We start from the raw sequence: 16,470 nt of genomic DNA, 5'->3' as shown, positions 1-16,470 counted from the left end.
CATTATGGAAGCAGCGCAACGGGATGCGAAAGGCCGGGTGCTCTCGGTTCAGCCAACATCGGTACTAGCCGCATGGTCTCAGACCCGGCTTGCCGACGTAGCTCGTGCGGTGGTGGCGCGGCAGGTAGCGCAGCGCAGGAGCGATCCTTGGGCAGAGTTTCAGTCGGCGCGGTAAGCGCCGCAACTTGCGCGTCCCACATCCAAACAGGTCAGGCCTTTTTGCCATTGTCAAAATGTGGACAGATGTTCAGTCCGGGGGCAGTCGCTGCGGACCGGCGCCTTGCCTTTCCTCACGCGGACCAAGGGCAGGGCCAAGCCTACGTTTTTAGGCAGGCGTAACCATAGATCGGTATCTAGATCGCCAAGGCAATTCGGCCCGGCGCCCCGCCAGCTTGTGTCACTACGGATGGCGGGGCGTCTCCCTACCTTGGCTAGATTCCATATCGCTTGTTGTCACCACTGGTGATGCAATAGCGACCGCCACGCCGTCCGACGCAAATGTTGCGGCGCTACAGCAGCCATACACGGCCTAGATGACGGTGCGGGGCCCGGTGTTCCCGGCGCGCGAGTCTCAGCACAAAAAAATGAGGGAGGGGGAAACCCCTCCCTCAAAGACGCACTTGTTTTAGAAGCCGAAGCTGGCACCCGCGCGGAAGGTGCGGCCGACCAGACCGGCATAATGCCATGTGGTCAGGAAGTTCGGCGCGCTCGCATATGCCGCGGGAGCGACCGGTGCATGCGCGTTGAACACGTTGCCGACGTTGACGAAGAACGTGAAGTCGTCGTTGACCTTCACCGATCCGTTCAAGTCGACATTGATGAACTTCTTGACGTAGCAAAAGCGATCGCCGCCGGTTGTATCGGTGGTCGCCTTGTACAGCGCCGCCGTGCATGCGGTCGACAGATTGCCTTGGTCGGTTGCAACTGCCTTGATCTTGTCAACGAAATACGTCGTCGCGGTCAAAGAGTATGCGCCTACCTGAAGCGTGTTCTGCCAGTTGCCGCGCCACGACGGCGTGCCATTGCCCGACGACAGATCGTACGGACCCATCGTGCCCGCATATTTCTGCACGCCGCCGCTGGTGTGCAGATCGTACTTGAACAGGTGGGTGACCTCGACACGGCTGGTGAAGGTCGAGCTCTCACCCAGCGGAACGTTCGCGGTCGCCGCCAGATCGATACCCGAGGTGATCGAGTAATCGGCGTTCACGAACGGCACGTTGATGATCAGCACGCGGGGCAGGGCGCCCGGGAATGCGGGATCGGGCGCATCGACCAGATTGACCGAATAGCCCGGACCGACGTTGGCGACCGCAGCCTGTGCCGCCGCGACGTTGCTCGCGCTGTAGTAAGCCGCCTGTGCCGCACCGATCAACGGGCCGGCGACGATCAGGTCCGACTTCTTGACGTTGTAATAGTCGGCGGTGAAGCTGAACCACTTGACCGGCTGCACGATCACGCCGGCGGTGAAGCTGCGCGAGGTTTCCGGCTTCAGGTCCGGATTGCCGGCGACGCCGCGGCCCAGCGAATAGGATTGGCCGTAGGGATTGCCGTTGCTGCTACACGTCGTTGTGGTGCCGGTGCCGCCATGCGCCAGAATGAAATTACAAGGCGGGGTATAAGTGACGAAGCCCGCATATTGGCTGCGTACGCCGCTCTCGGCGAAGGTCGGTGCGCGGAAACCCTGCGAATAGGTGCCGCGGATCGCCAACTGCTTGAACGGCGAGAACTTAACGCCGACCTTAGGTGAGAAGCGGCCGAACCCTTCCGAATAGTGATCGTAACGGCCCGAGGCGTTGACATCGAGGATGGTGAGGATCGGTGCATCGATCTCGAAGTAACCCGCCGAAACCGTGTGCTTGCCGAACGACGACGACGTCGTCAGACCATAGGTGTCGAGCGCGACGTTCTGGTTGTTGTTCTCCAGCGTCTCGCGGCGTACCTGCCCGCCGACTGCGACCTGCAACGAGCCACCCGGCAGTTCGAACAGCGCCTTGCTGAGCGACGCATCGAGCGATGCCATCGTCGAATGTGACGGCGTCGTCTTGTCTGGCGACAGCGTATCGCGCACCGCCTGGCTGTTCAGACTCGGATTGACGAAATTGTAGCTGCCGGTGTTGATCGCGCTGCGCAGGGCGGCGATATTGATCAGCCCGTGCTGCGTGATCTCCAGCTCGTCGCGCGCATAGGCGCCCTGCACGCGCCAGTTCCAGCCTTCGCCGAAGCTGCCGTCCAGACCGGCGGTGCCGCGATACACCTCGTTGGTTCGGTCGCTGCCGACCGGGATGTCGCCGAACAGGTAATAGATGCGCGCCGCACCGTTGTTCGGATCGTTGGCGAAGGCGGCGGCATAGGGGTTGTTCGGGTTGAGCTGGCGACCTGCCGTGCCCGGCACCGAACAATTGATGCCCGACGTGCAGATGTACACCGGCAGGACGACACCCGGGTTGCTCGATGCGGCCGCCGGTGCGCCGCCGAACGGCTGAGTCGCACGAATCGCCGACGGCGTGCCCCTGATGCTCACATCGCTGCGGCTGTAGCTGCCGGTGATATAACCCTCGATCGAATCGCTCAGGCGGACGCTGATCCGGCCGTTGACCGAATAGCGCTCCTGCAACGGCTGGATTTGACGGTAACGATCGACGAGATCGTAACGGCAACCGACGCCGTTCACCGCCGCACTGGTTTGCCGATAAGTACCGTTGCTGCAGGTGCCGAGGTTCAGCGTCTGAAACTGCGTGCTCAGCGCCGCCGTCGAACCCGCCAGCGGGTTGTTCAGGTCGGTCTGGCGCACGCGCACCACGACCGCACTGGGAGTGGCGGTGGTTAGGTTCTGATCGGCAGTGTTAAGGTCGTTGCCGCCGATGCTGGTCAGATCCTGCGTATTGTACGGGAAGCCGCGGCTGTGGTTCGAGATGCGGCCGTCGCGCTGGTATTCGCCGTTGATGTATACGTTGAAGCCCTTGTCCTCATAGTCGCCATAGCCGAGCGTCAGGTTCGCGCGCTGGCGTGCGCCGTCGCCCTTCTCCGCCAGACCCGCCTCGACCGTCCCGGTCAGGCCGACGACGTGCTTCTTGAGGATCAGGTTGACCACGCCGCCGATCGCGTCCGCGCCATAGGTTGACGATGCGCCGTCCTTCAGCACTTCGATCCGGTCGATCAGGCTGAACGGGATCGAGTTAAGGTCGACGTAGGAATTGTGGCCGTCGTCGCTGATCGGGAAATTGGCCGAACGCAGCCCATCGACCAGCACCAGCGTGGATGACACGCCCAGACCGCGCAGCGATACGGCGGAGCCGCCGGCGCTAAAGCCCGACTGAAAGCCGGTACCGATCGAACCCGCGCCATCGGCGGAGATCGAGCGGATCGCATCGGTTGCCGTCGTGATGCCTGCCTTTGCGATGGTGTCGGCGGTCAGGATGGTGACGGGCGATGGCGTCTCCGTGTCGGCACGACGGAAGAGCGAGCCGGTCACGACAATATCGCCGTCCGGCTGCGTTGATTGTGCGTCCGGCGTGGTCGGCGCGGCCTGTTGCCGATCGATCTCTACTTTGCCGGGCGTCTGAGGCTGCTCAGCCGAACTAGATTGATCGGTGGCGGCGGACCCCGGACTGGCCTGAGCGGTCGATGGCGTAATCGAGAGAGCGATCACGAAGGGTGTTGCAGCAGCGAGAAGCGCAGCCTTCCGCGCAAGACGAGAAGCGATGATCACTATTGGTATTTCCCCCTGTGGCGGCCACCCCCCTGGCGGCGCACACATCCGTCGAGGCCTGCCCCGACGCAAACAAAGGTGTCGGGCGAGATGCTGGATGTAAAGATTTGTTTCTACGGCACGAGTATCTGGTGCCATCTTGTTGCAGGCACGCCACAGCTCGTCACAGATGCTGCCCTATTGGGTCTGCCTCTGCCGAGCTTGTGAAAGCGGCCGATGCCAATATGCATTCTTGGGAACATATCCTGAACATATGATCGTTGGCAGGCGGGGGCCATGGTGGAGGCATGCGCATGATCGGGCAAAATGAAGATGCTCGGCAGCAGGTTGCGTTTGGCAGGTGGTTGCTGACGCAACGTGATCGCGGAGACTGGGTGGACGGCATAGCCGAAGCCGCTAGCGCTGATCGTACTTCTCCGCGCGAGGGCAACCCCGAGGCGGTTCGGGCTCACCTCTGCAAACAGCAAGCTGATGGCGATGCCTTCGCCGCGCTGGATGACGCGGAGAGCGATTGGATTGCGGCCTGACCAATGATCGCCATGATGTTGGCCGCCGCCAAGCTGCCGGCATTCACCCGCGACGTGATCCGTGTCCATGACGGCGACGGCCCCCTATGGTGCCGATCGGTCGAAAAGGAGCGCGTGGCCGGTATTCAGGCGCCGGACTTCGAAAGCGCCGGACTCCGTCGCCGCCTGATGCGCGCCGCAACGCCTGTACCTGCGATGATCGCGCCGCGGCGCACGCTCAGAGCATCGTGTCGCGGCTGACGCTCGGCAAGCGCCTGACCTGCCAGCCACAGGGCAAGAGCTACAGCCGCATCGTCGCGCGCTGCACGCTGCCGGACGGCCGGTCGCTGTCGTGCGCCGTCATCGCTGCCGGGGCTGCCGTGCGGTGGGACTAGTACTGGCGGGAGTATGGGATGGGGGAGTGTCGGTGACTGCTAGATGAGCAGTGATCTGCGCATGACGGCTCGGCTGCGCGACGTCGAAAGCCGTCGGCACAACTTACGATCAGCGTAGCATCGAAATTGCATTGCGTGCTTAGCGGGTGATTGTTCGGCATCTTTTTTGGCCTGATCGTAATGGTGATGCAACGTCCAGATAACCGCGACTTTAGCGGGGCTGAGCACCTAAATGTGGTACTTCCGGTATATCCGACAATAGGCTTCGGGGTCCGTGGTCCGTTCTCGCGTAGGGGTGAGGTGTCTTGTTCCCGCCGCTTCATTGCGGTTCCCGATGCAGTGATTGCCAGCGGGGTTCCTGCTCACGCGGGCTCCGTGCAGGGCGCCAAACATGCGTTAGGCGGGTCTTAACCATATAACGGTATTGCGATCGCCAAGGCAATTCGGCCCGGCGCCCCGCCAGCTTGTGTCACTACGGACGGCGGGGCGTCTCCTATCGTCGATCAGACCCCATATCGCTCGTTGCCGCCACTGGCGTTGCAATAGCCGCCGTCACCCGGTCCGACGCAGATAGTGTGGCCGGACACGGAGGATGAGCCAGCCGAGTTCTGAGCCGAGGCGTGCTTTTAATTTAACCGTCCTGCCGGGCCAGAAAGCGCAAGCTCGCAACTTTCCACGCGTCCCGTCTTTGTTTGGATGGGGCGGCATGTGCCCGGTCGGATCGCCAACCCGAACCTGCCGAGCGTTGCGATCCCCGCTGCGTCGGTCGGCGCTTCCGCCAGCGATCGCACGAAGGGGGCCGCCCGGATCATGCTCAGCGCCCGCGCACCCAGCAAATCGCCACGTGTCAGCGGAAACGTCCCGCCCACCCGCACGAAGCGCGCGTCGTCGGGAAAGGCATGGATCAGGAATCCGAGCGGCGTATCACCCGGCAGAACATAGACCGTTCCCGTGCGATGAAGCGCCCTCATTCCCCGCGCGCCGAACCAGTCCGCGGTAAACGGTGCCCGCCCCCATCCCGCGTGATGCGTCGTCATCGACAGCAGGACCGCCGCAACGATCATCACGCGCGGCGTCCAGCGATCACGCACCGGCGGCAACATTCGGAGCGCTGCGAGGACCAGCACGCCGCTCAGCAACTCGATCGTCACGAGATAGCGCAGGATGGCGAAGGCGAATAGCCACACGAGATAGGTGGCCAAGGCAAACGTCGCGACCAGCAGCGCGGCGCTGGACCGCCCGTCCCGACCATCGCGGCGCACGATGCAGCCAATCGCGACCAATATGGCAGCGGACAGGCCGATGGGGTAACGTCGATCGACCAGCGGCACTTCGGTCCCCGGCGTCCTGTCGCCGATCAGCCAATGCCAGGGATAGGTGACGATCCCGGACCAGTCCCGCGGCAGGAACGTCGTGTCGATCACCGGCGAGGCAGGCGCGAACGGGGACCGGAACAATTGATTGAAGATCGGGAACACCGGATTGCCGAACATCGTCCACATCCGCCACGCCCACCATCCCCCGGTCAGCGCAAATCCGGCTGCGCCCCCGATCGTCAAAGCGACGACCGCCGCCGGTGACAGCCTGCGAAAGAGCGCGCAGGCTGTCACGGCCCCAGCGAGGCCGATCGCCAACGGCACGTTCGTCAGCTTCAACCCGCACGCCGCGCCCATCAAGATTCCGGCAACGGCGACGCAATGCTGGGCTTTAGCGAGATCGGGGGACCGCATGGCGACGATCACCGCGTAGATCGCGCCCAGAGCGGCGATGCTGAGCGTCGAATCGAGGAAGGTCGTTCCCGCCTCGCCGAACATGATCGCGCCGCTCATCCCGATCGCAACGCAGGCATAGCTCGACCGCACCCGAGCCTCGCGCGGCAGATCTCCAGCGACGGCGTCGGCAATGAGATAGATCAACGGCGCGTTCAGCCCGCTCGCCGCCGCCAGCGCGGCTGACGCCAGCCACGGGGGCAAGGACGTTATCGCCAGAAAGGCGGGAACATAGCCGATCGGGTTAAACCATGATTGCAGCCCCGACGGCGCGACATTGACGTCGTAGCGCCCACTCAACAGCAATGCCGGCGATGCGAAGTGATAATTTAGCAGGTCCCAATTATAGTCCTGCCCCGACAGCCAGCCGACCACCATCATCAGCACGACGCCTGCAAACCCCGCGATCACCGGGTTCGCTGGCCGCCGCCATGCTTTTGCCGCCGTGCCCGGAGCTGCGTCTGCCGCAATGAGACTTATCCGGCCCATGACGATCCGGGGTATTCCGGGCGTGGTTAAGGTCGCGTGATCGGCCACCCGGAGGAGTAGGTGGTGGGGTCGGTCATGGAGCCAATATGGGATGGGGACGTGTCGGCGATCGGCATGGCCGTCTGGGCATCAAGCCTTGCCCTCCCGCTCGGAAGCAGGGCTATCGCATATGAAGCGCGCCAACTTCCAAGCCCACTCCGTCACCCCGGACTTGTTCCGGGGTCCACCCCGCGGCGGGGAGAAAGGCTTGATTCGACGCCGTTCTCTCGCGGCCCGGTGGACCCCGGAACGAGTCCGGGGTGACGAATCCCATAAGGACACAGGTCGAGCCTCATCACCGCAGCCATATGCGCTAGCCCTCCCGTTCGGAAGGGGCGGGCACTGGTCCATAGCGCGGTCAGCGCAGCAGCGCGCCGATCGCTTGCAGGATGGTGGCACCGCCGAGCGGCGCGATCAGCAGCAGCACGATGTTGACGCCGACGACGACCTCCATCGTCTTGCGTTGCCGCGGGGTCAGGCGGCGCGGCGGCGGCTTGGGTTCCCAACGGGGTGGGGGTGGTTGGTCGCGGAAGTCGACGAACATGGACCCTCCTCGTGCGTCAGCGGCGACGCTTCTTCTTCGGCTCGGGCGCGGGCCAGACCGGTAGCGCGACATACACGATCGGCAGCACCCTGGCGATGGTCCGTGCGCCATCGACCGCGGGGTTGGCGGGAAATTGCGCGCGTGCCTTGGCGAAGATGAAGCGCGCGCGGGCGGCGCCCGGCGCGGTCGCGCTGGTGCCGACCCAGCGCCAATGCCACGGCTCCCACTTCACATTCTGCTTGTTGCCGCCGGGGAACGACATTTCGAAGCCGAAGCGCGGCGCATTGGCGACCAGCCAGCGCGCCGCCGGCGTCGCCGCCATGCACGCCTCGGCATCGGGGCAGCCGTTCGCCGGGCGGACCGCGAAATCGAGCGCATAGCCGGTCGAATGTTCGCTGTGGCCGGGCGGCGCGACGGAAATCGCGCGGGTCGCGTCGGGATCGCCGCCCGCATCGGGATGTTCGCGGCAGAAGACGCTCGCCTGACGGATGATCGAGCGGTGGCAGGAGAGCGCGCGAAGCTGGCCCATCACCGCCGGATCGCCCTGCGCCGCGGCGAGCAGCCGTTCGAGATCGGGGATCATGTCGCGGCGGACCATGCAGCCGTTGAGCGCGAAGCCCGCCGGCGCGGCCACCAGTTCGTCGGGCGGCGCGTCGCCATAGGGAAGATGGCCGTAGACGCGGCCGTCGCGCGCCATGCTCGCCGAAGCGCCGGCACAGACCTGCGCGGTCGCGGGGGCGGCGAGGGCCATGGTGGCGAGCAGAAGAGCGGCGCGACGCATCGCGCGCCTCTGGCGCGGACGGGCAGGGAGTGGCAAGGCGTTTCTCATGCATGGCGACCGCGTATTGTTCATCGACGGCGAGGCTCTGGTCATCGACAAGCCCGCGGGCTTGCCGGTCGACAAACCGCGCGACGGCTCCCTCAGTCTGGAGAATCATCTCGATTCGCTGAAGTTCGGCTTCCAGCGCTGGCCCACCGCGGTGCACCGGCTCGACCGCGACACCAGCGGCTGCCTGCTGCTGTCGCGCAATCCCAAGGCGCAGGCGCGCTTCCAGCAGGCGTTCGAGCGCGGCGAGGTGGAGAAACGCTATCTCGCGATCCTCGCCGGCGTGCCGGAGGCAAGCGAGGGCGTGATTGAGATGCCGCTGGGCAAGACGAGTACGCGTGAAGAGGGCTGGCGGATCGTCGAGGACCCCAAGGGCAAGGCGTCGCGCACCGCCTGGCGGCTGCTCGCCACGCGTGACGGCCGCGCGCTGGTCGAGTTCCGGCCGACGACCGGGCGGACGCACCAGATCCGCGTCCACGCCGCGAGCGGGCTCGGCCTGCCGGTGGTCGGCGATCCCGTCTATGGCGCCGGCGAGCCGGGCGGCATGATGCTGCATGCGGCGGCGCTGACCGTGCCACGCGCCAACAAGGACCCGATCGTCGCCGAGGCGCCGCTGCCCGAGCGGTTCGGCGTCTGGCCGGGGATCGTGTCGGCGGCACCGGCGGACTAGGCGTACGCGCCGTGCCGCTGATCCAGGTGACGCGATCGATCGCGATCGACGAGCGCGAGGTGGAGGAGAGCTTCACGCGGTCGTCGGGACCGGGCGGGCAGCACGTCAACACCACCGACAGCGCGGTGCTGCTGCGCTTCGACGTCTGGGGCTCGCCCAATCTGCCCGATCTGGTCAAGCAGCGGATGAGTGTGCTGGCGGGATCGCGGCTGAGCAAGGATGGCGTGCTGACGCTGCGCGGCGAGAGCAACCGCTCGCAGGAAATGAACCGGCGCGAGGTGCGCGAGCGACTGATCGCGCTGATCCAGGAAGCGACGATCGTGCCGAAGAAGCGCCGGCCGACCAAGCCGAGCAAATCGGCGAAGGCGCGGCGGGTCGACGAGAAGAAGGGGCGCAGCTCCGTGAAGGCTGGGCGGGGGCGGGTGCGGGTGGAGTAGGGGCAGGTCCTCCGTCGTTTTCGCATGTTGGTGACCGGTGAGGATCGATCGGCTTCCTCATCAGGTACGTCACCCCGGAACCAGTCCGGGGTGACGGAGAAGGCTTGGAAAGCGCGGTACCGACAGGACGCCTATATGCGTTGCACCGTATCGCCCCTACATCGCGCGGCATGTATCAGTTCGACATCTCCGCCGGCTCGAAGGCCGATCTGTATCGCGATCTGCTGTCGGCGCTCGATGCGCTGACCGCGGACGAGCCCGATGCCATCGCCAATATGGCCAATGCCTCGGCACTGATCTGGCAATATCTGCCGGACCTCAACTGGGCGGGTTTCTATCGGCTGGTCGGCGATGAGCTCGTGCTGGGGCCGTTCCAGGGCAAGGCGGCGTGCATCCGCATCGCGCTCGGCAAGGGCGTTTGCGGCACCGCGGCGGCGACGCGGACGACGCAATTGGTCGAGGACGTCCATGCCTTTCCCGGTCACATCGCCTGCGACGCGGCGAGCCGGTCGGAGCTGGTGGTGCCGATCGTCCGAGACGGAATGCTGGTCGGCGTGCTCGATCTCGACAGTCCGGAAGCCGCGCGCTTCGATGCCGAGGATGCCGCCGGCTGCGAGGCGCTCGCGGCGTTGTTGGCGAGCCGAACCCTTTGATCCGAAACGGGACTGCCGGCGGTCTGGCGACTCCGGGGGTGAAATGATAGGCTGATTGCTAATGTGACGTTAACCGTCGGCGTCGGGGGCGGCGTACGGGCAGCAGGGAGAAGACGATGCGGACGTGGTGGATTGCGACGGCCGGCCTGGTGCTGGGTGCCGCCGACGGTGCGGATGCGCAGCGGGTGATCGCACATGGTCCCGATGGCCAGCGCGCGGGGGCCGGCTATCCCGCGCCGGTCGTCGGCGTGGCGCCGCCGAAGACCATCCAGTCGTGGCAGGCGCCGCGCGGCGGCTACCGTCGGCCGGTCGCCGCCCCCGCGGGTCAATCGCGCTGGGGCAGCAAGGTCGGTGGTCGCTGGTGGGGCGGCGCCAACGCGCCCGGCGGCTGGAGCGCCTATCGCCGGCCGTACCGCGGCTATGCCTTGCCGCGTTACTGGGTCGCCCCGCGCTTCTACGTCACCGACTGGCAGGGCTATGGCCTGAGCCGGCCGATGCCGGGTTACAATTGGGTGCGCTATTACGACGATGCGGTGCTGATCGACGCGCGCGGATCGGTGTTCGACACGCGTGATGGCATCGATTGGGACGGTTATGGCGGCGACGGCTATGCGCCGGACGATCGCGGCTACGACGATCGCGGCTATGACGACCGGAGCTACGAGCCGCGCAGCTATGCGCGGCGCGACGATGGTCTGGGTGGCGCCGTGGTCGGCGCGGCCGCTGGCGGGGTCGCGGGCAATGTGATCGCCGGCCGCAGCAACCGCCTCGGCGGGACGGTGATCGGTGCCGGCGTCGGCGCCGCCGCGGGCTATGCGATCGATCGTGCCGAGGATCGGCGCGAGCCGCCGCCGCCGCCGGCCTATCGCCGCGACTATGACGTGCCGGTCGCACCGGATCGCGCGCCGCCGCCCCCGCCGGTCGGCTACGCGCCGGGCGGGGAGGCCTGGCGTTCGGCCGACGGGACGACGACGGTGACGACGTCGAGCGGCAGCGGCGGCTATTATCGCGGCGGCTATTATTATCCGGGCGCATCCTCGACCACCGTCGTGGTGCAGAGCGCACCGGTGGTGACGACGACGACCACCGAAACCTATGAGGATGCGGTGACCTATACGCGGCGTCCGGCGGTGCGGACCAAGACGCGGCGGGTGTGGCGGCCGGCGCCGAAATGCAACTGCCGGTGATGGTGCGGGCTGCCGGCTGACCGGACGGGATACTTGGGCCTTCGTGAGCATCCCGATTTACCCCGGCGAAGGGCGTCCCCCCTCCAGTGTTCCCGCGAAGGCGGGAACCCAGGGTCAGGCAAGACACCGAATGTTTGCGCGTGACTCCTGGGCTCCCGCCTGCGCGGGAGCACTAATAGTCTTTTTGCGGACGTTGCACGAAGTCAGGGTCGTGTCGGGAAGGTAGTTGTACGTCGTCATGTAACCTCCACCCAACGAGACCCAGCCTTCGTCGAGCCTTAGCCGATCCCAAGATCCGCCGGGCCGAAGGCGTGCGGGAGCAACTCCGACAATCGGTAGCTGGCGATCGCGTCGCCTTCGGCCCCGCCGCAATGGACCGCGAGATCGCGGCCGCCAAGCTGCGCCGCTTCGTTGAGCACCTGGCGGCACCGCCCGCAGGGGCTGACCGGGGCGGTGCCGGTGGCGCGGCCGTCCGCATCCATCGCGCCGCCGATCACCCCGACCGCGACGACCTCGCGCAGCCGGCCGGCGGCGCTGGCGGTGGCGATCGCCACCGTCTCGGCGCAGAGCGACAGGCCGTAGCTGGCATTCTCGACATTGGCGCCGGTAATCAGGCTGCCGTCGGTCATCAGGAGCGCCGCGCCGACCGCGAAGCGCGAATATGGCGCGTGGGCGTGACGCGCCGCCTCGCGCGCGGCGGCGATGAGGCGGGCAGGGGTTTCGATGGGGTCTTGGGTCATGGTGCGACGACGTCCCAGTTCACGGGGCCTTCGATGCCGTCGATGCGGCGGATGTCGCTCGCGCGCCACATCCGCCACGCACGCGCGGCATAAGCGGGGGGAAAGAGATTGGCGGTCGCCCAGACCGGGCGCTCGATCGCCGCCGAGATCGTATAGTCCGACTCGACGGGCTTGCTGAGGCGCAGCAGCATCGGCTTGCGGGTGTGCGCCTCGACCATCGTGATGAAGGTGCGCAGCTCGCGGACGAGGTCGGCGCGTTCGGGCCGGGCGGTACAGTCGGCGCGATAGTCGACGTCGACTGCGGCGGGCAAGGCGTCGGCGGTGCGCGGCACGAAGGCGTTGAACGCATTCGCCTGGTCGGCGCCCGGCTGGCACAGCGAATAGAGGTGCACCGCACCGCGGCGCAGCCCCGCCTCGGGCACCGCGGACCAGTTCGCCTCGAACCCCGGATCGCGGCGGTCCTTGCCGGAGGTGGCGACCAGATAGGCGAAGTCGGCACCACGCGCGCGCACCGTGCCCCATTCGATCGCGCCGGGATTTTCGGGCAGGTCGAGGCCCTGCAGCGGATATTGGCTGGCGGCGGGATGCCAGCCGGTCGCGAAGCTCCAGCCGCCGATGCCGATCGCCCCGGCCGCGACGAGCGCGCCGGCTGCCTTGAGAAGGAAGGATGCCATCAGCCGCGCAGGTGCAGCACGCAGATCAGCGTGAACAGGCGGCGGGCGGTGTCGAAATCGACGTCGATCTTGCCGGCGAGCCGCTCGCGCAGCGTTTCGGCGGCTTCGTTGTGGACGGCGCGGCGGGCCATATCGACGGTCTCGATCTGTTGCGGGGTGGAGGCCCGTATCGCCTGGTAATAGCTATCGCAAATCGCGAAATAGTCCTTGATCGACCGGCGGAAGCGGCCGAGCGCCAGCACCAGCGTCTCGAGATGGCTGCGATCCTCGCGGTGGATGTGGATGCCGAGCCGTCCCTCCGCCGATTCGAGCGTGATGCGATAGGGGCCGGCATAGCCGTCGGCATGGACGCGCTGGGGCGCGAAATGATTGCCCTCCAGCAGGTCGAAGATCGCGATCCGCCGCTCCTGCTCGACGTCGGCCGAGCGCCAGCCGATGCTGTGCTCGTCGAGCGTCACGTCGATGATCCGCGGGTCGGCCATCGTCGTCCGATAGTGGGCGATGCCGATTACGACAATTACGAGTTTGTCCGGCGGGGCCGCGCGGGGGTATGATCGGCGTCATGGCCACACTCGCATTCCCGATTCCGGCGACTCCCGCCGAACCGCTCCAGCTGCCCCGCAACGTCGAAGCCGAAGCCGCGATGCTCGGCGCGATGATGATCGACAACCGGCTCGCCGACGACCTGCTCGACCGGCTCGAACCGGCGCATTTCTACGAACCCGTCCACGGCCGCATCTTCGCGGCGATCAAGACGCTGCGCGTCAACGACATGCTCGCGACGCCGGTGACGCTGCGGCCGATGTTCGAGGCGGACGAGGGGATGCGCGAGCTGGGCGGGCCGTCCTATCTCGCCAGCCTGACCGGCTCGGGCGCCGGGCTGATCGGCGCGCGCCAGTTCGCGACGCAGATCTACGATCTGGCCATGCTGCGCGCTTTGGTCAGCGTCGGCCGCACGCTCGTCGAGCGGGCGATGGACACGTCCGAAGAGGTCAATCCGCGCGCGCAGATCGAGCTGGCTGAGGAAGAACTGTACAAGGTCGCCGGCGACGGCGGCGCGGAGAATGCCACCAAGACCTTCGCGCAGGCGACGACGATGGCGGTCAAGATGGCCGAGCGCGCGCTCAATTCGGGTGGTCACCTGTCTGGCGTCACGACGGGGCTCGACAGCGTCAACGCCAAGATCGGCGGCATGCACCATTCCGACTTGATGATCCTCGCCGGCCGTCCGGGCATGGGCAAAACCTCGCTCGCCACCAATATCGCGTTCAACGCGGCGCGGCGCTGGATGCGCGACATGGCCGACGGCATCCCGCCGAGCGAATCGGTCGGCGCCAAGGTCGTCTTCTTCAGCCTCGAAATGAGCGCCGACCAGCTCGCGACGCGTATCCTCGCCGAGCAGTCGGGGATCAGCTCCGAATCGCTGCGCATGGGCAAGATCAGCAAGGCCGAGTTCGGCCAGCTCGCCGCCGCCGCGGCGGAGCTGGAGACGCTGCCGCTGTTCATCGACGATACCGGCGGCCTCAGCATCAGCGCGCTGCACACCCGCGTGCGGCGTCTCCAGCGGCGCCACAACAACGAGATCGGCCTCGTCGTCGTCGACTATCTCCAGCTGCTGACCAGCGGCGGCAAGGGCGGCAAGGAGAATCGCGTGCAGGAGATCTCCGAAATCTCGCGCGGGTTGAAGACGCTGGCCAAGGACATGAACGTGCCGGTGCTGGCGCTGTCGCAGCTCAGCCGTGCGGTCGAAAGCCGCGAGGACAAGCGGCCGATGCTGTCCGACCTTCGCGAATCGGGGTCGATCGAGCAGGACGCCGACATGGTCTGGTTCGTGTTCCGCGAGGATTATTACACGGGGCAGCGCGAGCCGAAGCGGCCGATGGAGGGCGACGAGGCCAAGGTGTTCGAGGATCACGCCAAATGGGCGAGCGACATGGAGCGCGTCTATGGCCTCGCCGAGCTGATCGTCGCCAAGCAGCGCCACGGCTCGACCGGCAAGGTGGTGCTGAAATTCGACCCGACGATCACCAAGTTCAGCGACTACGCGGGCTATTGATCGGGCGTATACTGGCCCCATTCTCCCCGTCACCCCGGACTTGTTCCGGGGTCCACCGTGCGGCGAGGAGCACGGCTTGAGGCTCGAACGCTGCTCTGGCGGACGGGTGGACCCCGGAACAAGTCCGGGGTGACGGGTTTTGTGGGCTCGGCGCTGGCGCGCTGCGTCGACGCGGACGGTTACGATCCCGACAACCATATCGTAAATAATCAGGCGGTTGCCGTAGTCAGCGCCATCCCGTTCAGCCTAGAGCGAGGTGCACGGTGCCACGGACTCCACGAGGGCGTTTGCCCGGGGGAATATGATGAGACGAACGACTGCGGCGGTGATGATGGCCGCGATGCTCCTGCCGGTGGTGCCGGTTTCCGCACAGGTGACGCCACCGGCGCCGGTGGTGCCGGTGCCGGCGCCGGCGGTCCAAGTCGTGCCGCCGGTGGTGATGCCGACGGTGCCGCTGCCGCAACTGACCGAGGCGCAGGCGACGCAGCTCGCCAAGCTGCTCGGCAAGGATACGATGGCGCAGGGGCTGGCGCTGGTGCCGCCGCCGACGGCAACCGCCGAGGCGCGCGATGCGCTGGTCCGCGAGGCGCTGGATCATGCCCGTGCGGTCCATGCCGGGCGGCTCGCCGAAACGGATTTCCAGCGCGACTGGGGGCTGCGCCCGCCGGTGTTCGACCCGCTGCCCGGCTTCGCCGACGCGGTGAAGCGCGACCGGATCGCCGCCTGGTTCGCGGCGCTGCCGCCGCCTTACGCCGGCTATGACGGGCTGAAGCTCGGGCTCGACCGTTATCGCGGCATCGCCGCGGCAGGGGGTTGGCCGACGCTGGCGGGCGGCCCCGATCTCGGCTTCGGCGCCACCGGCGCGCGCGTCGTCGCGCTGCGCCAGCGACTCGCGGTCGAGGACAAGGACGTCGCGACCAGCGGATCGACGTTCGACGCCGAACTGGTCGAGGCGGTGCGCCGCGCGCAGCGCCGCTACGGCCTCAACCCGACCGGCACCGTCTCGACGCAGACGCTCGCCGCGCTGAACGTGCCGACCGCGGCGCGGGTGCGGCAGATCATGGCCAATATGGAGCGCTGGCGCTGGCTGCCGCAGGACCTGCCCAAGGATCGCATCCAGGTGAACATCGCCGCAGCGGTGCTGACCGTGTTCGACGGCGACGCGCCGGTGATGTCGATGCGTGCGGTCACCGGCCGGCCGGGCGACGAGACGCCGATGCTGTCCTCGACGATCCACAGCATCGTCATCAACCCGCCGTGGAACGTGCCGACCTCGATCGCCACCAAGGAACTGTGGCCCAAGCAGAAGCGCGATCCGGGCTATTTCAAGCGCAACGGCTTCCGCGTGATCGACGGCACCCGCCTGCAACAGGTGGCCGGTGACCAGAGCGCGCTTGGGCGGTTCAAGTTCGACTTCGACAACGCCTTTTCGGTCTATCTCCACGATACGCCGTCGCGTGCCAAGTTCGCCAGCTTCAGCCGGCTCGCCAGCCACGGCTGCGTGCGGCTGGAGAAGCCCGCCGACCTCGCGCAACTGCTGCTGAAGGGCGATCCGGCGTGGACGCCGGAGGCGATCGACGCGGCGGTGGCGAAGGGCGATACGGTACGCGCGCGGCTGACCAAGCCGGTATCGGTCTATCTGCTCTACTGGACCGCGTTCGCCAGCGGCAGCGGCCAGATGAATTTCCGCGACGATCCCTATGGCTGGGACGGGACGCTGGCGGCGAAGATCGAGGCGCGCTCGGCGCGTCAGGCACTTGCGGCACGATGACG

16 protein-coding genes are annotated in these 16,470 nt (G+C 66.7%); 9 read left to right on the top strand and 7 right to left on the bottom strand.

What is annotated here, in order from left to right; translation table 11 throughout:
- Positions 1-625 precede the first annotated feature (625 nt).
- Positions 626-3,760, bottom strand: a complete 3,135-nt coding sequence (locus tag AC07U4_RS17810; RefSeq protein WP_495196326.1) for a TonB-dependent receptor plug domain-containing protein — start codon at positions 3,758-3,760, stop codon at positions 626-628.
- 239 nt (positions 3,761-3,999) lie between these two features.
- Here AC07U4_RS17810 and AC07U4_RS17805 point away from each other — a divergent pair, with 239 nt between their 5' ends.
- The 3 genes from AC07U4_RS17805 to AC07U4_RS17795 are packed head-to-tail and all read left to right on the top strand — an operon-like array spanning position 4,000 to position 4,613.
- Positions 4,000-4,239 carry a hypothetical protein gene (locus AC07U4_RS17805; protein WP_495196325.1) on the top strand — a complete coding sequence of 80 codons (240 nt, stop codon included), beginning with the start codon at positions 4,000-4,002 and terminating at the stop codon, positions 4,237-4,239.
- Positions 4,240-4,242: 3 nt separating this feature from the next.
- On the top strand, positions 4,243-4,479 hold the full coding sequence (locus AC07U4_RS17800) for a hypothetical protein (protein ID WP_495196324.1): 237 nt from the start codon (positions 4,243-4,245) through the stop codon (positions 4,477-4,479).
- The gene (locus AC07U4_RS17795) at positions 4,467-4,613 is read left to right on the top strand and encodes a hypothetical protein (RefSeq protein WP_495196323.1); all 147 of its coding nucleotides are present in this window, start codon (positions 4,467-4,469) and stop codon (positions 4,611-4,613) included. Before AC07U4_RS17800 ends, AC07U4_RS17795 begins: the two co-directional genes overlap by 13 nt.
- Before the next feature lie 626 nt (positions 4,614-5,239).
- On the opposite strand, the gene AC07U4_RS17790 is transcribed toward AC07U4_RS17795, so the two are convergent.
- From AC07U4_RS17790 to AC07U4_RS17780, 3 genes are all read right to left on the bottom strand, one after another.
- Positions 5,240-6,919, bottom strand: coding sequence for a hypothetical protein (locus tag AC07U4_RS17790; RefSeq protein ID WP_495196322.1), 1,680 nt, complete (start codon positions 6,917-6,919; stop codon positions 5,240-5,242).
- Between the two features lie 349 nt (positions 6,920-7,268).
- Positions 7,269-7,454: a hypothetical protein gene (locus tag AC07U4_RS17785; protein WP_038662272.1), complete on the bottom strand. Its 186-nt coding sequence runs from the start codon at positions 7,452-7,454 to the stop codon at positions 7,269-7,271.
- Positions 7,455-7,470: 16 nt separating this feature from the next.
- Positions 7,471-8,235 (bottom strand): M15 family metallopeptidase, encoded by a 765-nt coding sequence (locus AC07U4_RS17780; protein WP_495196321.1) that lies wholly within the window; start codon positions 8,233-8,235, stop codon positions 7,471-7,473.
- Between the two features lie 46 nt (positions 8,236-8,281).
- On the opposite strand from AC07U4_RS17780, the gene AC07U4_RS17775 reads away from it, so the two are divergent.
- From AC07U4_RS17775 to AC07U4_RS17760, 4 genes are all read left to right on the top strand, one after another.
- The gene (locus tag AC07U4_RS17775) at positions 8,282-8,950 is read left to right on the top strand and encodes an RluA family pseudouridine synthase (RefSeq protein WP_495196320.1); all 669 of its coding nucleotides are present in this window, start codon (positions 8,282-8,284) and stop codon (positions 8,948-8,950) included.
- Positions 8,951-8,961: 11 nt separating this feature from the next.
- The gene (gene arfB / locus AC07U4_RS17770) at positions 8,962-9,387 is read left to right on the top strand and encodes an alternative ribosome rescue aminoacyl-tRNA hydrolase ArfB (protein WP_495196319.1); all 426 of its coding nucleotides are present in this window, start codon (positions 8,962-8,964) and stop codon (positions 9,385-9,387) included.
- Between the two features lie 170 nt (positions 9,388-9,557).
- The gene (locus AC07U4_RS17765) at positions 9,558-10,040 is read left to right on the top strand and encodes a GAF domain-containing protein (protein WP_038662263.1); all 483 of its coding nucleotides are present in this window, start codon (positions 9,558-9,560) and stop codon (positions 10,038-10,040) included.
- A gap of 116 nt (positions 10,041-10,156) precedes the next feature.
- The gene (locus tag AC07U4_RS17760; protein ID WP_495196318.1) at positions 10,157-11,227 is read left to right on the top strand and encodes an RcnB family protein; all 1,071 of its coding nucleotides are present in this window, start codon (positions 10,157-10,159) and stop codon (positions 11,225-11,227) included.
- 278 nt (positions 11,228-11,505) lie between these two features.
- Here the strand turns inward: AC07U4_RS17760 and AC07U4_RS17755 are convergent, their stop codons facing one another.
- From AC07U4_RS17755 to AC07U4_RS17745, 3 genes are read right to left on the bottom strand one after another with little or no spacing between them, the layout of a single operon-like run.
- On the bottom strand, positions 11,506-11,967 hold the full coding sequence (locus AC07U4_RS17755) for a cytidine deaminase (protein WP_038662257.1): 462 nt from the start codon (positions 11,965-11,967) through the stop codon (positions 11,506-11,508).
- On the bottom strand, positions 11,964-12,641 hold the full coding sequence (locus AC07U4_RS17750) for a GH25 family lysozyme (protein ID WP_495196317.1): 678 nt from the start codon (positions 12,639-12,641) through the stop codon (positions 11,964-11,966). Before AC07U4_RS17750 ends, AC07U4_RS17755 begins: the two co-directional genes overlap by 4 nt.
- Positions 12,641-13,123: a UPF0262 family protein gene (locus AC07U4_RS17745; RefSeq protein WP_038662250.1), complete on the bottom strand. Its 483-nt coding sequence runs from the start codon at positions 13,121-13,123 to the stop codon at positions 12,641-12,643. The genes AC07U4_RS17750 and AC07U4_RS17745 overlap by 1 nt, the downstream gene beginning before the upstream one ends.
- Positions 13,124-13,203: 80 nt before the next feature.
- Between AC07U4_RS17745 and AC07U4_RS17740 the strand changes: the two genes are divergently transcribed.
- On the top strand, positions 13,204-14,697 hold the full coding sequence (locus AC07U4_RS17740; RefSeq protein ID WP_052075808.1) for a replicative DNA helicase: 1,494 nt from the start codon (positions 13,204-13,206) through the stop codon (positions 14,695-14,697).
- A 304-nt stretch (positions 14,698-15,001) separates the two neighbouring features.
- A complete protein-coding gene (locus AC07U4_RS17735; protein ID WP_495196316.1) occupies positions 15,002-16,468 on the top strand; it encodes a L,D-transpeptidase family protein in 1,467 nt (488 codons plus the stop codon).
- Positions 16,469-16,470: the final 2 nt, after the last annotated feature.

The organism is Sphingomonas sp. GW821-FHT02B09, from assembly GCF_059421875.1.
The sequence above is the reverse complement of the archived record's forward strand: the minus strand, read 5'-3'. Positions and strand labels throughout refer to the sequence as shown.